This window comes from Corynebacterium sp. 22-2729 (assembly GCF_053479475.1).
Genome location: NZ_JBRBCA010000017.1, coordinates 1 through 16,421 on the forward strand (window position 1 = coordinate 1; position 16,421 = coordinate 16,421).

Consider the following 16,421-nt stretch of genomic DNA (forward strand, 5'->3'; position numbering starts at 1 on the left):
GCAAGCCGACTGACCCGACCAAGGCTGATACCGATGGTGACGGCTCCAACGATGGTGTCGAGGTCAACAACAAGGACAAGGACGGCAAGGACGCGCCGACCAACCCGAACGACCCGAACTCTAAGCCGGGCGCAGACGACCAGAAGGACACTGACGGTGACGGTCTGACCGACGATAAGGAGAAGGAGCTCGGTACTGATCCGAATAAGGCTGATACCGATGGCGACGGCATCAATGATGGTGACGAGGTCTCTGGTGAGGGCAACAAGTTCGACGGCAAGCCGACTGACCCGACCAAGGCTGATACCGATGGTGACGGCTCCAACGATGGTGTCGAGGTCAACAACAAGGACAAGGACGGCAAGGACGCGCCGACCAACCCGAACGACCCGAACTCTAAGCCAGGTGAGGATGACCAGCCGGTTGGCTCGTCCGGTTCTCTGAACGATCCGAACAAGATCGGTGCCATCATTGGTGGCACGATTGTTGGCTCCGGTTTGATTGGTGCTCTGCTGGGTAACCACGGTGATGGTGCTGGTTCCTCTGCTCCGGGTAAGCCGGGTGAGGCTAAGCCGGGTGAGGCTAAGCCGGGCAAGCCGGGCAAGGGCGAGTCCAAGCCGGGTGCTGAGAAGCCGGGCAAGGGCGAGTCCAAGCCGGGTGCTGAGAAGCCGGGCAAGGGCGAGTCCAAGCCGGGTGCTGAGAAGCCGGGCAAGGGCAACGCTGGCGACCAGGCTGGCGACCAGGGTGCCGGTAAGGGCGCTGACAACGGTGCCGCTGGCAACCAGAGTGCTGGCAAGGGCAGCACTGGTGCTACTTCTCAGAGCACCGAGGCTGGTTCCCGTGGCGGCAGCCTGGCTGTGACCGGTGTGTCCGGTCTGGCTATCACGCTGGGTGCGTCTGTGATCGCCCTGGCTCTGGGTGGTGCCCTGATGGCACTGCGCCGCCGCCAGAGCTAACCTCACAGAGTTAGCCCCCAAAGCTAGCCCGCCAGGGCTAGCTACCCCCGCCTAGCTGGCGCGGAAAACCTCCGCGACCAGCGTTAACTCCTCGAGCCCCGCTCCCGGTGTACGCACCAGGAGCGGGGCTCCTGGCATTCCAGACACACACTCCACCCACTTCAACCTCCGCGCATCCACCGCGCGGCGCCCCACCTGGAACCACCACAAAGCGTGCCCCACCAACACCCACGAATCATCTGCGAAACGCACCACAAACACTCGATCCCCCAACTCCACGCGCCGCAGCCCCTCCAGCGCCACCTCATTGTGCTCCGGAGCCACCGAAAACTCGGCAGCCGACAGCCGCTCCACCACGCCTAAACGGTGCGCAAAACCCTCCGCGTCCTCCACCACCAACGGCACCCCAGCGCGGCACGCCCGCACCTTCCTACAACGCCACACCACCGGCTGAGCCCCCGCTCGCCGGCCACGCACTACCACCCACCCCAGTGGCTCCCCTGGCTCCACGGACAGCGTCACCAATGGCCCCGGATCAGCCGTCTCCACCACCACAGTGCGCGGCGCAGCTGAAGCCGAGGGGGCGTCACCACCAGGCGCAAAAGAATAAGGATGGCGGCGCAACACCTCATCGCAGGCCTCCACCAGCTCTGCATCAGTGGCGTTAAAGCCCACCCCCACCGACTCCAACTGCGCCCACAATTGCGCAAACGGCACCGAAGGCTGAGCCTCCCACGCCGCGCGCAGGCGCTCCACCACGGCAGGGATGCGCGTCGGATCCTCCGGATGCACGGCGCTAGTCAGCCTGCGGGCCAGCCGACTCAGCGCCAGCCCCAGCCAGCCCCGCGGCAGGCAACGCACGATCCAACGCGCGGAGCAGCACATCCGTCTCCTCCGCCGTCGTCACCGTCACGCGCACGCCCTCACCGGCGAAACACCGCGCCACCACGCCCTCGCGCTTCAGCGCCTCATCCAGCGCCTCAGCGCGCTCGCCCGCGTTCAGCCAGACGAAGTTCGTCTGCGACGGATACGTCAACGGCTCGCCATCTGCACCCGCACTGCCGGAAGCCAAATCTTCAGCGATCCCCGCTAGGTACGTCTCCACCCGCTCACGCTCCACGACCGTCGAATCCACGCGCGCAGCCAGCTCGGCTTGCGCGTCCACACTAGCGACCCCCGCCGCCTGCGCCAACGCATTCACACCGAAAGGAATCCCCACCTTATTCACGGCCTCCACCAGCTCCTCCGGCCCGACCAGATAGCCCAGCCGCAGACCCGCCAGCCCATACGCCTTCGAGAACGTCCGGCACACCGCCAAGTTCGGATAGCGCTTCAGCTCCTCCAGCGCCACCGGCGACTCCGCATCCCGGTTGTACTCCACATACGCCTCATCCAGCACCACCGTCACATCCTCCGGCACACGCGCCATGAACTCGCGGAACTCGTCACGGCTCACCGTCGTGCCCGTCGGATTGTTCGGGTTGCACACAAAAACCAGGCGCGTACGCTCGCCGATCGCGTCGCTCATTGCCTTTAGGTCATGACGCCCCCTCTTCAGCGGAACACCCACCCCTACCGCACCGGCGATCTTGCACAGGATCGGGTATGCCTCGAACGACCGCCAGGCGTACACAACCTCATCGCCGTCCTTGCATGTGGCCTGCACCAGCTGCTGGCAGATGGCGGAACTGCCGTTGCCCACCGCCACATTGTCGAGGTCCACGCCCAACCACTGCGCGAGCTTCCCACGCAGCGCGCCCGAAGCCATGTCGGGGTAGCGGTTGAGGTGTGAGGTGGCGTCATTAATAACTGCACTTACAGAAGGCAACGGGGACAGCGAAGACTCGTTGGAGGCCAACTTCAGCGCGCCCGGCTGGAGCGAGCCGGGGATGTAGGCGGGCAGGGTCGAAAGGTCGGGGCGAATCATACTGCTCAGTGTAGTTGGCGGGGTAGACGGGCCCGCGGATCGGGGAGTGTGCGGTGGCAGGGCAGATGGGATGTGGCTAGGGCAGACGGGCCCGCGGATCGGGGAGTGTGCGGGATTTTGGGGAAGGTGGGCAGGTTGTGTAGGCTAAATCCGGTCGAGATTGTGGAAACTGGAAACGGTACGCCATAATACGACGTACGGAGGCGTGCCAGAGCGGCCGAATGGGGCTCCCTGCTAAGGAGTTGTCCCTTAGGGGACCGCAGGTTCAAATCCTGTCGCCTCCGCAACTTCGACAGAGTGCGTTACGCGCATGAGCTGCCCATAAAGCTGCCCGGTTACTTGTGGTGAGGTTCCGGGGCTAACAGCTGCGGACAGTGTTGTGGGGCGTGTGGTGCGCCTGTGGTGGTCCGCTGGGATTGTGCCGGCGTGTACGCACTTTGTCGAAGTTTCCAAGCGCCCGTAGCTCAACGGATAGAGCATCTGACTACGGATCAGAAGGTTGGGGGTTCGAATCCCTCCGGGCGCACGATTTCCTCGGTGCCGTCGGCTACTGAGTATGCGACATTCCTGCTGGTGAGGTGGGGATTTGTTGTTTTGTGTCCGTGGTGTGTAGAGTAAATCTTCGTTGCGAGGGCAACCTTGCAGCACAAACGTGATACTGGAAGCGGTAGTAGATATCGACTCTGGTATTAGCAATGCGCCCGTAGCTCAACGGATAGAGCATCTGACTACGGATCAGAAGGTTGGGGGTTCGAATCCCTCCGGGCGCACCATTTCCCCCGTAGCTAGCGTTAACCCGCTGGCTGCGGGTTTTTGTGTTGCCGGGTGCGGGGGCTCCGGGGTGGGGATGTCCAAAATTCCATATCTTAGAATATAACTATTCTGTTTGTGCAGGTCAGAGGCTTGTGGTTTTAGGCTTCGTACTTGCTACTTTTGATGACTCGAAGATTTTGGACATTGGGCCTCGTAAGGCGTGGAAAGCGGCACGGTTTCAGGTTGGTCAGGGCTAGGTTGCCGGAAACTTAGAAGGAACTAACAGGGGGCTCACAAAGACGGGGCAGTGGGGCTCAAGGATTGGAGATTAAAAAAGACAATCGTTCCGCTTTAGCGGGTCGGCGCGCGAACCCTGCGCGCTGACTGCCGCAGTGCGGTTTGTTTGAGAATTTGAGAACTAAAAAGGAGATAGCTGGGTGGTTAGCACACCTACCTCTAAGAGCGCCGCGCGGGAGCCCGGGAAGCGGCAGCGCATTCTCGGGCTGGACATCGCCCGCGGAGTCGCGATCATCGGAATGATCTACCTGCACCTTGGACATCCGCTGTGGCAGGCGAAGGTGGTGCTCTCCGGACTCCCGGCAGCACTGTTCGCCGTTATCGCGGGCGTGACCATGATGCTTATTTGGAACAACGCCAAGCGCAGGGCCACTGTAGCCACTGCCGCCTCTACTGCCACCGTCGCCTCTGCTGCTACTGCTGCTACTGCGTTGCAGACGGTAGCGAAGCTCGCTGCACGTGGAGCAATCATCACGCTCATCGGCCTGGCGCTGCTGCCGGTTGGTGGTGAAATCCAGGTGGTACTCGTCGTGCTGGGCATTACGATGCTCGCCACCGCCTGGATTCCTCCACTGCCCACAGCTGCGAAAGTCGCCCTACTGCTGCTGGCTACAGCCGCCGCAACGTGGCGCTACGCCCCACTGGAATTGCCACTTCCATACCCTCACTTCGCGTGGGTCACATACATCATCGCCGGGATGATCCTCTTCGACGTGTACGTGGGGAAGGACGGCACTGGGGCTGGTGGCGTCATAAAGAAGGCAACGACTACCACGTGCCTCATCATCGCAGGCATCGGCATTTACCTGCGCTTCCAGACCGGCCTACCCGGCTGGGCGCGCACCACCGGCCACACGGGCGTGCTCGGCGAGATCGTGCTATCTGTTGTCGTCGCCGCTATCGTGCTGCATCTCTGCCTGGTCATTGGCCAGCGTATGCGGGCAACGAATCCGCTGGTCGCGCTGGGTTCCATGGCGCTGACGGTGTACATCCTGCACGTGCTATCGGCTTTCTGGTGGCAGACACACGTGGCGCTGCACTCGGACCTGTGGGCGACGGCGTTTATCGCGGCGTTCCTGGTGTTCGCATGGCTGTGGAAGAAGCTCGCTGACGGCCCGGCGAATACGTTGTTTGCAGGACAAGGGCCGGCAGAGCGCTGCGTCGCGCAGACTGTCCGAGTGATTTCGGGGGAACGAGCATGAGCCGTGGAAGGACCAGCATGAAGAATTTTGTAACCAAGGGAGCTGCCGTAGCGGCAGTTGCTGCAACTTTGAGCGGCGCATGCATGGCACCCGCCAGCGCAATGGAATACGGCGAGCGCGCCGCGGACAACGCGGAATCGCGGGCCGTGGCCTCGCTGCGGATCGGGCGCGTAGGCAACTTCGGAGACTGCACCGGTACGCTTGTCGCCCGGCAATGGGTGCTGACGGCCCGCCACTGCCTGGAATCCGTCTCCAATGAGGGCACGCAGGCGCGCATCGGAGGTGCTGTGTATGACGCGGACTCGTGGTCGCTGTCTCCTGTTATGGACGCCGGGCTCTTGCACCTCACCCGGCCCGTCGAGGGAGTCGAGCCGGCGAAGTTGGCCGATAGTTCGCCAAAGAACGGCGACGAGGGGAACCTGTACGGCTGGAGTAGCAGCTCCCTGATGGCTCGCAAGGGTCAGCTGCCTGTGGCGCGAATGCGAGTGCGGGAGATCTTGACCGGGCCGGGCGCCTCCGGTTCGCCGGGCGGCAACGGAGGCGACGGCGGTGCAGATGGTGCCGGTGGAGACGCTGGATCGGATGGCAAGGTCGATGGCGGAGTTAAGGTGGCTCCGGGTGGCCCGGAGATCCTCCACGGTGACGACTCCGAACTGATCCCCGGTGCACCTGCACCAGAGGCTTCCAAGAAGTCTGGCGCGAAGAAAGTCACTGAATCATCCAGCCCGGAGGGCGTGGAATCTGTTCCCGCAGACATTGCCATGGGTGGTGGGGCGATTCCCGCAGATGGAGCGGGTGGCGTCATGCCGAAGATCGCCGGGGGCATTCTTGAGGCAGAATCCCTCACGCGCGCTGCTATGCAAGGCGGCGACTCGGGAGCGCCATTCTTCGTCGGCGGGCGGCTCGCAGGCCTCGCAACCGCCGGTACCGCAAATGGTGACCCGGATCTGCCTTCGCCGACGGCGGCTATCACCACGCTGTCCGACGCCAAGTCCTGGATCGAGGACGTCACCAGCGGACGCGACACATCGAGCGTGCTGACAGCGGACACTACTCCCACTCCGCCGAGAACCCCGCAGACCAGCGCCGATTACGTTGGGCGATATCTCGCGGGAGCACTGGCCGGGCTGGTGCTTGCGGTGGCGCTGGGCTGGTTTGGCCGACGGAAGGTGTCGGAGTTGCGTCAGGCCTGACCGGCGCCGGGCACTTGGCGCGTCTGACCGGCGCCTGGCGGGTCCCTGAAGTCCCTGGCTCGCGTCTGTAGCCCTCGCGGGACCGGGCCCCTGGCATCCCAGGGCGTCTCAGGTGCAAGGAGTCTTGGAGGGTAATGTCCCAAATTCCAGCTCTTAGAATATAACTATTCTGTTTTTGCAGGTCAGAGCGTTGCGTTTTTTTACTGCAAACCCGCTACTTTCAATAACTCGTAGATTTGGGACATCCAGGCTTTCACGACCGCGCCCGCTTGAGGGGTTTAAGCGTGGCGTCGTTGGAGACTAAGAGTATTGCTGCAGGGGGTTAAGAGTCTCTGCAATGGAAGTTGTACGGGGCGCAAGCATGGGGATTCCTGGCTAGACTGAACGCGATCGCTCTCGGTGGTGATTTGTCGCACAGTGGAAACGCTGCTCGGAAGCGTTGAGCGGCGGAACGCTGCGTGGTGAAGTGCTAGGCGGTGGAGAGCTGCGTGGTGAAGTGCTAGGCGGTGGAGAGCTGCGTGGTGAAGTGCTAGGCGGTGGAAACGTTGCTCGGAAGTGTTGCGCGGCTGAGCTGCTGTATGGCGGACGTGCTACGCGGCGGAGAATGCGCAGCCGAGACGGAAGAGTTCGAAGAGACTGCTGGTCAAGGAGGAAAAAGTGGCGAGCAATGAACGCTCCGAAGAGAAGCCGCGGAGCGGAGGTGCCGGCGACCGCGGTGCCACCGGCGGACTCGTCGCGAGCCTCGGAGTGGGAGCCGCCGTCCTCGCCATCACGGTCGGTCTGGTAGTGGGGCTAAACGGCGGGGAAGGGGGCGTCGAGGAGAAGGGCGAAGAGAGCGCACCCGCCGCCAACACCGCCGCCGCGCCCGACAATGGCGGTAACGGCGGCAACGACAGCACCGACGGCGCAGACGCCACCCCGCCCACCGACGAGGAACAGCAGGCGAAGCTGGACAAGCTCGCCGCCGACATCGCCAAGAAGAATAATGTGCAGGTCGGCGTGGCAATCCTCGGTCAGGAAGGTCCGCTCCACGCGGGCACGCTCAACGCGGAGAGCGCCTGGTCGACCATTAAAGCCCCCATCGCAGGCGCCGTTGAAGAGAAACTGCGCTACGCCGAGGCTCACCACCAGTCCGCCCCGCGCGCGGCAATGGAAGCCGACATGGATGCGGCGATTCACTATTCGGATAATGACGCTGCCTTCCGCCTCTGGATGTACCTAGGCGACTGGTCCGACAGAACTGCCTCGCACAAAATCCAGGACTACCTCAAGCGCACGGGCGACCCGACCGCGCCGGGGAAGGAATACGACGAGGGGAAATACGTTGGATTCGGCGGGCTGACGTGGAAGCTGACGGATCAGGTGCGTTTCATGGATGGCTTCCGCTGTATGAACGGCTCCGACAAGGTGTTGGAGCGTATGGGGCACATCACCCCGGAGCACAGCTACGGCCTGTCGAAGATTAAGGGATCGCAGTTCAAGGGCGGCTGGGGGCCGGAGGACGACGGACGCTTTATATACCGGCAGCTGGGCCTGGTGCCCGGTAAAGACGGGGAAATGACGCCCGTTGCGATCATGGCGATCCCCAACGATGGCCTGGAGCCTACGTCGTGGGCAGGCGTGGATGCGCTGGCGAAGGGGCTGCCCGACCTGCTGGACGGCGCGCCCACAGCGAAGACGAAGGCGGACTGCTAGCTCGCGCAGCACTCTTGCGGTTGCTAGAAAATGCCGATCTGCGCGCCCATGGATTCTGCCGAATGCAGCTGATCCACCCACCCCGGCGCGCCCGGGCGCACGCGGATAATCGGACGGTTGGTGGCATCCCCCTTGTTGCGACCGGCCCGTGCCTCGAAGCGTCCGCGCGCTGCGTTGCCTTCCTCAGCCAGGGTTTTGAGGGAACTCTCTGGGTTGGCAATATCCTCGCGCGCGCCCTGCAGCAGCTCAATGGTCTGGTCCAGGGCATTGAGTACAGCGGGACGGTTGTTCTCCACCATCGCGCGGACTAGATCCGGCTCGGTGCCTGCCACGCGGGTGCCGTCGCGGAAACTCGAGGCCGCCAGGCTCAGTGCCAGCGGGCCGCCAGTATCGCCCGCCACGGCCAGTGCCTCGGCCAGGATGTGCGGCAGGTGGCTCACGCGCCCTACGGCGTCATCGTGCCTCCGCGCGATGGCGGGGACGACCGCCGCGCCAACTTCCTCCGCCAGCCCAACCACGCGCACCCACGTGTCCAGCCAACGCTTATCGTCCCGCGCGTTGTCGTACGTTACGACCCACACTGCTCCCTGGAAAAGTCCGTGCATCGTGGCCGCCCAGCCAGAGTTCGCCGTGCCCGCCATTGGATGCCCACCGACGAAACGGTCGGACATGCCCTTGGCCTCCACTAGGTCATGCACCTCCTGCTTCACACTGGTCACGTCAGTAAAGCCGCAGCTCGGGGCGTACTGAGATATGGCGTCAAGAAGGAAAGACAGCGCGGGCATTGGTACCCCAAGAACCAGCAGTGCATCGGCCTGTTCGGCACGGCGGAGGGTGGCTTCCAGATCACCCGAAACGTCGTAGCCGTCGCGACGTGCGCGGGAGACCGTCTTCTCCGATCGATTCCAACCGAACACGGGCCAGCCTGCTGTCTGCGCATCGCGCATCAGTGAGCCGCCAATCAGCCCCAGACCCAGGATGCACAGCGGACGGCGATCCTCGGGGAGGGTGCTCAGGCGGTAGTCGGAAGAAATTTCGTGGCTCACGCTACCCAGTGTTCCACAAAGCCGACTAGCGTTGGGAGACATGAGCACCGACAGCTTTGATAACGGCGGTCGCGGCTATGGCGCCGGCTCCAGCAGCGACGGCAGCGACCTGACCTTCGCCGTGTCCGCCATCCGCGCCGACGGCCACTGGCACCTGCGCGAACTCCCCGCCCGCGCGACGGAAAGCCTGCCCAACCTCATCGCGGAGTTGCGAGCCTCGCGCGCGGAAGGGCCGGTCGTGGGATTGCTCTGCGTGGAGGATGACTGGTCCGCCGTGCTCCGCCCTGTGCCGGGTGGCGTGCGGATCTTACTTAGCGACGCCACCGCAGCGTTGGATTACGACATTGCCAGCGAGGTGCTGGATACGTTGGACATCGACGAGCCTTCGGAAGAGGAGGCCGACGCGTCCGACGATCCGTGGCCCGAGGGCGACTTCGACCTGCTGGAGGATCTAGGTGTCAGCGAGCAGATAATGTCCATCATCTTCTACGACGATGACCTGTACGGGGCGGAGCAGGTTTTGCGCGTGGCGGACGAGCTGGGATTCGCCGACGAGCTGGCGGACCTGGTGGGCGTGGAGCTGGAGTTCTAGCCGGTGGGGGTGGAGGGCGCGCCGGGCGCGCGCGGCGGTGAGGCGTGCGCGTGCAGCGGGGCTGAGGCGCGTGACGCAGCTGAGTTGCGCGGTGGGTTGCCAGGCGCGTGCAGCGGGGCTGAGGCGCGCGGTGAGGCTGAGGCTCAGGTGCGCGTGGGCGGCGGATTGCCGCAGGTCGCCGGGGATGCGCGCGCGGAAGCGCTGATGCGCCGGGCCCTGGACATCGCCGCGAAGACTCCCGCCGGGGACGTCCCCGTCGGAGCTGTGATTCTCGACCAGGACGGGCGGGAACTCGGGCGGGGCGTGAACCGGCGCGAAGCCGACAATGATCCCACCGCACACGCGGAGATCCTCGCCATCCGGGAAGCCGTGCAGGAGCTCGGGGACGCCTGGCGGCTGGAAAACTGCACGCTGGTGGTCACCCTGGAACCCTGCGCCATGTGTGCGGGGGCGCTAGTCGGGGCGCGAATTGGCAGCATCATCTTCGGAGCCTACGAGCCCCGGACCGGGGCGTGCGGCAGCGTCTGGGACGTGCCGCGGGAGTCTCCACTGCACTGGGCGGAGGTCCGCGGAGGCGTGCTGGCCGGGGAGTGCGAAAAACTGCTGCGGCAGTTCTTCGCCCGCCTGCGTTGACGGTTTGCGGCTGGCTGGGGTGGGGGAAACGTGGGCGTCTATAAGTTTTATAGAAAATTAATTCATGGCTCCCAACTGCGGGTTTAGCGGATAACGCTGGTTGTCTGAGGGGCTGCGGGTGGCGAGGGAGCGGGAACGTCCTTACGTTGGGATGTGTGCTTCTGGTCGTACGAGTTGCGGCTAGGGGCACGCAAGTTAGAACAAAGTTAATTACATCCGAAACTAAGGAGACAACAATGGACCTGAACAAGGCTAAGGACATGGCAGGCGAGCACCGCGACAAGATCCAGGACGGTGCCGAGAAGGCCATCGACAGCAAGCTGGACGGCGACAAGGCTGACAAGGCCAAGGACGGCCTGAACAAGGGCATGGACAAGGTTCTCGGCGACAACTAAAGCGCTGAAGCTGCAAGCCCGCTGCGAACTGGTGGAAGTTCGCGGCGGGCTTTCGTGTGCGCGGGGTGTGCGCGGGGGACGAGTGGATGCGCGTGCGCGGATGTGTGCGGATGTGTGTGCGGGGCTCTCGTGTGCGCAGGGTGGGGTTTTGTTGCGAAAATGTGGGGGTGTTACGCTAGTACGAGTCTGCAATCGCTGACTATGGTGGCGTGTCCGAGCGGCCGAAGGTGCTCGCCTCGAAAGCGAGTGTTGTTAGTAGCAACCGAGGGTTCAAATCCCTCCGCCACCGCCAGAATTTTTTGCCGCGTGCTGGTTCCCGGTTGAACACTGGGGCGGCGCGCGGTTTTCGCGTGCGCGGGAGTTTGGATTTTGGTGCGCGGGGTGCGCAACCGGGTGCCTGGGGCTGGGAATGAGGAGCGCTCGGGTGGGAATGTCCCAAATTCCACGTATTAGAGTATAACTATTCTGTTTGCGCAGGTCAGAGGCTTGCAGAATGTGGCTGCAAACCCCCTACTTTCAATAACTCGAAGATTTGGGACATTGAGCCTTTGGGTAGGAGGCCTGCGACCGGCGATGGGCTGGTTTTGGCGAAGTTAGGGCGCTCTACTGGGAGGGGTGTAAAAGAGGGCGAAGCGTTGTAAGCGCCGTAGACGGCCTGAAAGTGGCTGGGGGGGATACCTGAGTAAGGATGCAAAACTGCGTCCCGCATTTCGGGAATGCGCCGAAAAGGGCACTTTGAGGCGTAGCGGGAGCGGAAAGTGTCCCAAATCTTCCACTCCGTTTTTATAACTTTCTGTTTCTGCAGGTCAGAGGGTTACGAAAATTTGCTGCAAATCTGCTACTCGTCGAAAGTGGAAGATTTGGGACATTTGCCCCTTGCATTGCCTACGACGGGGAAGTTGGGAGCGCGTCCGGAAGGTCCACCCAGAAGCTTGAGCAACACATGTCACACCTGTCACAACCCACCTGGGCTTTTGGCTACTGTAGGATGTATATTTCGAGAACTGTCTGCGGCGTGGGAAGCATCTCTCGGGAAACCCCCACCCCGCAGGAGCTGCCAGAGCGCAACCACGAACGCAAGCTCAAGGTCCTACACACACTCAACAGCCGGCGGAAGGTCAACCAGTGGCGAAAATCCTGTTTAACCTCGGACGATGGTCCTACCTGCACAAGAAGCGGGTGATTGCCGCCTGGCTGCTGCTGTTCGTCGGCATCGCGGCGGCCGCGCTGGGATTCCAAAAGGGCTTCAACGACGTCTTCGAAATCAAAGATGTGCCCTCCACGCACGCCACGGAAATGCTCCAAGAGAAATTCCCGGGCACGAAAAACCCCGCCGAATCCACCGACGTCAACATAGTCTTCGGAGCCCCCGAGGGGAAGAAACTCGAAGACCCAGAGCTGATGGCGGCAATGGATGAGACGGTGGCGTCATTAAAGAACAACGTGCCCGACTTCAAAGAGGGCATGCAGTTCGGCAACCCCGTAGAGCTCAACGACAAGCTGGGCAAAATGCTCGTCGACCAGATGACGAAGCAGGGCATGCCCGAAGCTACCGCGAAATCCGACGCGGAGAATCTGCGGATGTACTCCGCCGACGGGCGCTACGGCACCATGACCTTCAGCTACGACGTTCCGCTGCCCGCCGACGTGACCGACGAGGATCGGCAGGCGGTGTACGACGCGATCCAGATCTCGCGCGACGCGGGCATGACCGTGGAGGTCGGCGGCCCCGGCTTCGGCGATCCGATCGCTGTCGAACCGATCTCGGAAATTGCGGGCGTGGTGGTCGCGCTCGTTATTCTGGCCTTTACATTTGGCTCGCTGCTGGCGGCGGGATTGCCGCTGATTACCGCGATTGTGGGTGTGGGTATCGGCGCACTCGTGACGGTGGGGGCGACGGCATTCCTGCCGTTGAACTCCATCACCCCGACGCTGGGGCTGATGATTGGCCTGGCCGTTGGCATCGACTACGCGCTGTTCATCATGTCGCGCTACCGCGACGAACTGCGGCAGGGGCGCTCGCGCCCGGATGCGATTGGCTTGGCTGCAGGCACCGCGGGCTCGGCAGTGGTGTTCGCCGGGCTGACCGTGACCGTCGCGCTGCTGGGCCTGCGCCTGGCGAACATCCCATTCCTGTCGTACATGGGATACTTTGCGGCCGTTAGCGTGGTTGTCGCCGTGGTCGTGGCGCTGACGTTCCTGCCTGCTGTGCTTGGTGCGTGCGGCTCGCGGGTCTTTCGTAAGGACGCCACGTTCGGGTCGCAGTACGCCTCCGCCCTCGCGGGGGAGGATGCGGCGCACGGGTACTTCACCGGTGGTCCAGCGGGGCTGGGCAACCGAAGCGGGCGTGCTGTACGCGCTGGTGCTGAGGGCGACGGGGCTGGCGCAACCGCGGCGGCTACGGCGCGCGCGGTGCGCGGCGAGCACCAGCGCGTGGACGACAATAAGCGCAAGCACGGCTTGGCGAGCCGGTGGATCAGGATGGTGTACAACTTCCCTGGCATTTCCATTGCAGTGGTCATGCTGGCGTTGGCAGCGCTGACCCTGCCCGCGCTGAATCTGCAGCTTTCGCTGCCGAATGACAAGACGTCCAACGTGGACTCCACCCAGCGCAAGGCCGCCGAGATGACAGAGGCCGGCTTTGGGCCAGGGCGCAACGCCCCGTTCCTGGTGGTAGTCAACGGCGAGAATGCAAAGCCGGATTCGCCCGCACTTGCCACTTACATCACCGGCCAGGCGGACATGCAGGCCAACAAGCCGGCTGAGGGCGAGGCTGGGCAGGGCGAGGCAAGTCAGAGCGCGCCTGAACAGAGTGCGGCTGAACAGGGCGAGGCCGGGCAGGGTGCTGGCGACTTGCGCAAGGCCGCCGCGCAGGCGTCATTCATGTACACAATGGAGAACCTCGGCAGCAACATCCATGTGAAGCATGCACAGCTGATCGGCCAGAGTGAAGACGGGCTGACCGCGCAACTGCTGATCACGCCCGAGGGTGGGCCGACCGACGAAGGCACCGCCGCATTGATCCACGCGTTGCGCAGCCAACAGAGCGTGATCGAGAACGAAACCGGCGTGGACATGGGCATCACCGGCCTGATTCCCATTCAGCAGGACGTTACGACACAACTTTCAAACGCCATGCCGGTGTACTTGGCGCTGGTCGTCGGCTTGGCGCTGGTTCTGCTGCTGATGATTTTCCGCAGCATCACCGTGCCGATCATGGCCGCACTCGGGTTCCTGCTCTCCGTCGGTGGCGCCTTCGGCCTGACCGTGCTGGTGTGGCAGGAAGGCTGGGGCGGCCTGTGGGACTCGCCGGGGCCGCTGATCAGCTTTATGCCGATCTTCCTCATTGGCGTGACATTCGGGCTGGCGATGGATTACCAGGTGTTTATCGTTTCGCGTATGCGAGAACGCTTCAAGCACGAATCCTTCGAGGCTGCCAAGAGCTCCAAGTACACACCCGTGGAAGACTCCGTGATCTTCGGCTTCGGCATGGGTGCGAAGGTTGTGACGGTGGCGGCGCTCATCATGATCGGCGTATTCGCCAGCTTCATTTTCCAGCCACTGCCGTTCGTGCAGATCTTCGGCTTCGCACTGGGCGCGGCCGTGCTATTCGATGCATTCCTGGTGCGCATGACATTCATCCCCGCCATGATGATGCTGCTCGGCAAAGCCACCTGGTACATGCCCAAGTGGCTGGATCGCGTGCTGCCGACCTTTGACATTGAAGGCTCGCAGCTGGAGCGGGACTTCCGCTCCGGCGCCATCCAGCGCTTCGACAACGCCGGGCGCCCGCTGGAGCGCGTGCGCTAGCGCGCGGGCGCGCGACATGCATGCCCGCGCCTGCCCGCCGACCATCCGGCCTGGCCCGCTAGTGCTGACCCAGGCGCTCCTGCCAAGTCGGGCCGTAGTAGCGAGACATGAATTCCTCCCGGAACTCATAGAAACGCCCCTGCTCCATGGACTCGCGGATCCGGTCCACCAGCCCCACCATAAAGTGCAGATTATGCAGCGTGCACAGCGTGCCAGCGAGGAATTCCTTCGCCTTTAGCAGGTGGTGAATGTACGCGCGCGAATAATTCTCCGAGACGTAGCCGCCTACTTCGGCGTCAATAGGAGAAAAATCCCTCTTAAACCGCGCGCCCATAAGATTCAGGCGACCGTCGAGCGTGTACACGCCACCGCGGCGGCCCAGGCGGGTGGGCGCGACGCAATCGAACGTGTCGGCGCCGGCCTCGATCGCGGTGAACAGGTCGTCCGGCTCCGATATGCCCAGCAGGTGGCGGGGCTTATCCTCCGGGAGTTCCTCGGCGACCCAGCGGACGATAGTGCCGAGGTTTTCCTTCTCCAGCGCGCCGCCGATGCCGAAGCCGCCGAACCCGCGGTTGCCCTGAGCCTCCGCTTCGCGGGAGAGCTCCACCAGGCCGCGTGCTGCCTGCCGCCGCAGATCCTCGTACTGTGCGCCCTGCACCACGCCCCATAGGGACTGCAGTGGCCGGTGTTGGCGAATGTCCGTCAGACGCTGGTGTTCCGCCAGGCAGCGGCGGGCCCAGCGGTGCGTGCGGGCGACGGATTCCTCCTGGTAGGAGCGTGTATTCACCAGGGTGGTCAGCTCGTCGAAGGCGAACATGATGTCCGCGCCCAGCTGGTGCTGGATCTGCATCGAGACCTCAGGGGTGAAGCGGTGCTTGCTGCCGTCGATGACGCTGCGGAAATCTACGCCGTCTTCGTCGACCACGGCCATGCGCTTCTTCTGCTGCTGGATGATGTCTGCCTCGCTGCGGCCTTTTGTGTCCATGGCCAGGACTTTTTTGTAGCCCACGCCGAGGCTCATGACCTGGAAGCCGCCGGAGTCCGTGTACGTCGGCCCGTGCCAGTTCTCGAATTCCGCGAGCCCGCCGCCTTCGTCCACGATGTCTGGCCCCGGCTGCAGATATAGGTGGTACGCGTTCGAAAGCATGGCCTGCGCGCCCGTCGATCGCACCTGCTCGGGTGTGAGGGTCTTCACCGTTGCTTTTGTCGCCACCGGGATGAACGCGGGGGTGCGGATCGTCCCATGCGGTGTTTCTATGACGCCCGTACGCCCCAGCGGTCCCGCTTCTCCCTTTTCGCGGGAGGGGCCGTGGGTTGTGGCCTCTGCGGTTGTGTCGCTGCTGGTGCTTGCGTTCCCGGCTACGCCTCCGTGGGCTGTGGTTTCTCCGGTTGTGTCGCTGCTGGTGCTTGCGTTCCCGGCTACGCCTCCGTGGGTTGTGGTTTCTCCGGTTGTGTCGCTGCTGGTGCTTGCGTTCCCGGCTGCGCCTCCGTGGATTGTGCGCGTGCTGGCGCCTCGCGCGCCGAGGCTGTCAGCCAAGCGAGTGCATACCTTAAAAGACAGGTCCGCTGCAGCGCCTTGGAATCCCTGACCTGCGCGAACGTCATCGTCTGCGCCGGTGTTTTCCTGATCATCGGTCATGGCACCCCAGTTTATCGTCCGCTTCGCTGTTTCCACTTTCCGCGCTGCCGATTCCCCGCCGTCCCCAACCTCGGCGCTACCGTTCCCAACCTCGGCGCTCTCATTCTCCGTCCTCGCGCCACTCACCCCGCCGTTTCTTGCTTCCTTTCGCGGGCGCCCGTTACCTTGTGAGTGTCCCTGATAATGGGGATAGTCGCTGGTCCCGGTATGGCTTACCTGCCCTGTAGTTTCCATAATCCGGGGGGTGTTGCCGCCGGGTGCCAGGACTTTCGATGACAGCTGA

General features: G+C 63.4%; 11 protein-coding genes, 4 tRNA genes and 1 pseudogene. 12 read left to right on the forward strand and 4 right to left on the reverse strand.

Features of this window, described 5'->3' with window-relative positions:
* Window positions 1–956: pseudogene (locus ACUY2T_RS10055) on the forward strand (hypothetical protein); the annotation flags it as partial.
* A gap of 51 nt (window positions 957–1,007) precedes the next feature.
* Here the strand turns inward: ACUY2T_RS10055 and ACUY2T_RS10060 are convergent.
* Both ACUY2T_RS10060 and hisC read right to left on the reverse strand, forming a co-directional pair.
* Window positions 1,008–1,841 (reverse strand): hypothetical protein, encoded by an 834-nt coding sequence (locus ACUY2T_RS10060; protein WP_448308474.1) that lies wholly within the window; start codon window positions 1,839–1,841, stop codon window positions 1,008–1,010.
* Window positions 1,753–2,883: a histidinol-phosphate transaminase gene (gene hisC / locus ACUY2T_RS10065; protein ID WP_448308475.1), complete on the reverse strand. Its 1,131-nt coding sequence runs from the start codon at window positions 2,881–2,883 to the stop codon at window positions 1,753–1,755. Before hisC ends, ACUY2T_RS10060 begins: the two co-directional genes overlap by 89 nt.
* A 199-nt stretch (window positions 2,884–3,082) precedes the next feature.
* Here hisC and ACUY2T_RS10070 point away from each other — a divergent pair.
* From ACUY2T_RS10070 to ACUY2T_RS10095, 6 genes are all read left to right on the forward strand, one after another.
* Window positions 3,083–3,167, forward strand: a tRNA-Ser gene (locus ACUY2T_RS10070).
* A 169-nt stretch (window positions 3,168–3,336) separates the two neighbouring features.
* Window positions 3,337–3,409 (forward strand) — tRNA-Arg (locus tag ACUY2T_RS10075).
* Between the two features lie 171 nt (window positions 3,410–3,580).
* Window positions 3,581–3,656, forward strand: a tRNA-Arg gene (locus ACUY2T_RS10080).
* A gap of 516 nt (window positions 3,657–4,172) precedes the next feature.
* Complete coding sequence (locus ACUY2T_RS10085) at window positions 4,173–5,135, forward strand: hypothetical protein (protein ID WP_448308482.1); 963 nt, start codon at window positions 4,173–4,175, stop codon at window positions 5,133–5,135.
* A 17-nt stretch (window positions 5,136–5,152) separates the two neighbouring features.
* Complete coding sequence (locus tag ACUY2T_RS10090; RefSeq protein WP_448308476.1) at window positions 5,153–6,328, forward strand: trypsin-like serine protease; 1,176 nt, start codon at window positions 5,153–5,155, stop codon at window positions 6,326–6,328.
* Between the two features lie 657 nt (window positions 6,329–6,985).
* Window positions 6,986–8,023 (forward strand): hypothetical protein, encoded by a 1,038-nt coding sequence (locus ACUY2T_RS10095; protein ID WP_448308477.1) that lies wholly within the window; start codon window positions 6,986–6,988, stop codon window positions 8,021–8,023.
* A gap of 23 nt (window positions 8,024–8,046) precedes the next feature.
* Here the strand turns inward: ACUY2T_RS10095 and ACUY2T_RS10100 are convergent, their stop codons facing one another.
* Entirely contained in the window at window positions 8,047–9,069 is a 1,023-nt protein-coding gene (locus ACUY2T_RS10100; protein ID WP_448308478.1) for a prephenate dehydrogenase, read from the reverse strand.
* Window positions 9,070–9,109: 40 nt separating this feature from the next.
* Here ACUY2T_RS10100 and ACUY2T_RS10105 point away from each other — a divergent pair, with 40 nt between their 5' ends.
* The 5 genes from ACUY2T_RS10105 (at window position 9,110) to ACUY2T_RS10125 (ending at window position 14,499) form a co-directional block, all read left to right on the forward strand.
* Window positions 9,110–9,661, forward strand: coding sequence for a tRNA adenosine deaminase-associated protein (locus ACUY2T_RS10105; protein ID WP_448308479.1), 552 nt, complete (start codon window positions 9,110–9,112; stop codon window positions 9,659–9,661).
* A gap of 204 nt (window positions 9,662–9,865) precedes the next feature.
* The gene (locus ACUY2T_RS10110; RefSeq protein WP_293790924.1) at window positions 9,866–10,294 is read left to right on the forward strand and encodes a nucleoside deaminase; all 429 of its coding nucleotides are present in this window, start codon (window positions 9,866–9,868) and stop codon (window positions 10,292–10,294) included.
* Window positions 10,295–10,530: 236 nt separating this feature from the next.
* Window positions 10,531–10,689, forward strand: coding sequence for a hypothetical protein (locus tag ACUY2T_RS10115; RefSeq protein ID WP_011274294.1), 159 nt, complete (start codon window positions 10,531–10,533; stop codon window positions 10,687–10,689).
* A 203-nt stretch (window positions 10,690–10,892) separates the two neighbouring features.
* Window positions 10,893–10,981, forward strand: a tRNA-Ser gene (locus ACUY2T_RS10120).
* An 833-nt stretch (window positions 10,982–11,814) separates the two neighbouring features.
* A complete protein-coding gene (locus ACUY2T_RS10125; RefSeq protein ID WP_448308480.1) occupies window positions 11,815–14,499 on the forward strand; it encodes an MMPL family transporter in 2,685 nt (894 codons plus the stop codon).
* A 58-nt stretch (window positions 14,500–14,557) separates the two neighbouring features.
* Here ACUY2T_RS10125 and tgt read toward each other — a convergent pair whose 3' ends face one another.
* Window positions 14,558–16,138: a tRNA guanosine(34) transglycosylase Tgt gene (gene tgt, locus ACUY2T_RS10130; RefSeq protein ID WP_448308481.1), complete on the reverse strand. Its 1,581-nt coding sequence runs from the start codon at window positions 16,136–16,138 to the stop codon at window positions 14,558–14,560.
* Window positions 16,139–16,421 lie beyond the last annotated feature (283 nt).

What these genes read in the sequence shown, in the direction of transcription:
- ACUY2T_RS10060 (WP_448308474.1), bottom strand. Translation starts at nt 1,841, where the DNA reads ATGTGCTGCTCCGCGCGTTGGATCGTGCGTTGCCTGCCGCGGGGCTGG.
- hisC (WP_448308475.1), bottom strand. Translation starts at nt 2,883, where the DNA reads ATGATTCGCCCCGACCTTTCGACCCTGCCCGCCTACATCCCCGGCTCG.
- ACUY2T_RS10090 (WP_448308476.1), top strand. Translation starts at nt 5,153, where the DNA reads ATGAAGAATTTTGTAACCAAGGGAGCTGCCGTAGCGGCAGTTGCTGCA.
- ACUY2T_RS10105 (WP_448308479.1), top strand. Translation starts at nt 9,110, where the DNA reads ATGAGCACCGACAGCTTTGATAACGGCGGTCGCGGCTATGGCGCCGGC.
- ACUY2T_RS10110 (WP_293790924.1), top strand. Translation starts at nt 9,866, where the DNA reads ATGCGCCGGGCCCTGGACATCGCCGCGAAGACTCCCGCCGGGGACGTC.
- ACUY2T_RS10085 (WP_448308482.1), top strand. Translation starts at nt 4,173, where the DNA reads ATGATCTACCTGCACCTTGGACATCCGCTGTGGCAGGCGAAGGTGGTG.
- ACUY2T_RS10115 (WP_011274294.1), top strand. Translation starts at nt 10,531, where the DNA reads ATGGACCTGAACAAGGCTAAGGACATGGCAGGCGAGCACCGCGACAAG.
- tgt (WP_448308481.1), bottom strand. Translation starts at nt 16,138, where the DNA reads ATGACCGATGATCAGGAAAACACCGGCGCAGACGATGACGTTCGCGCA.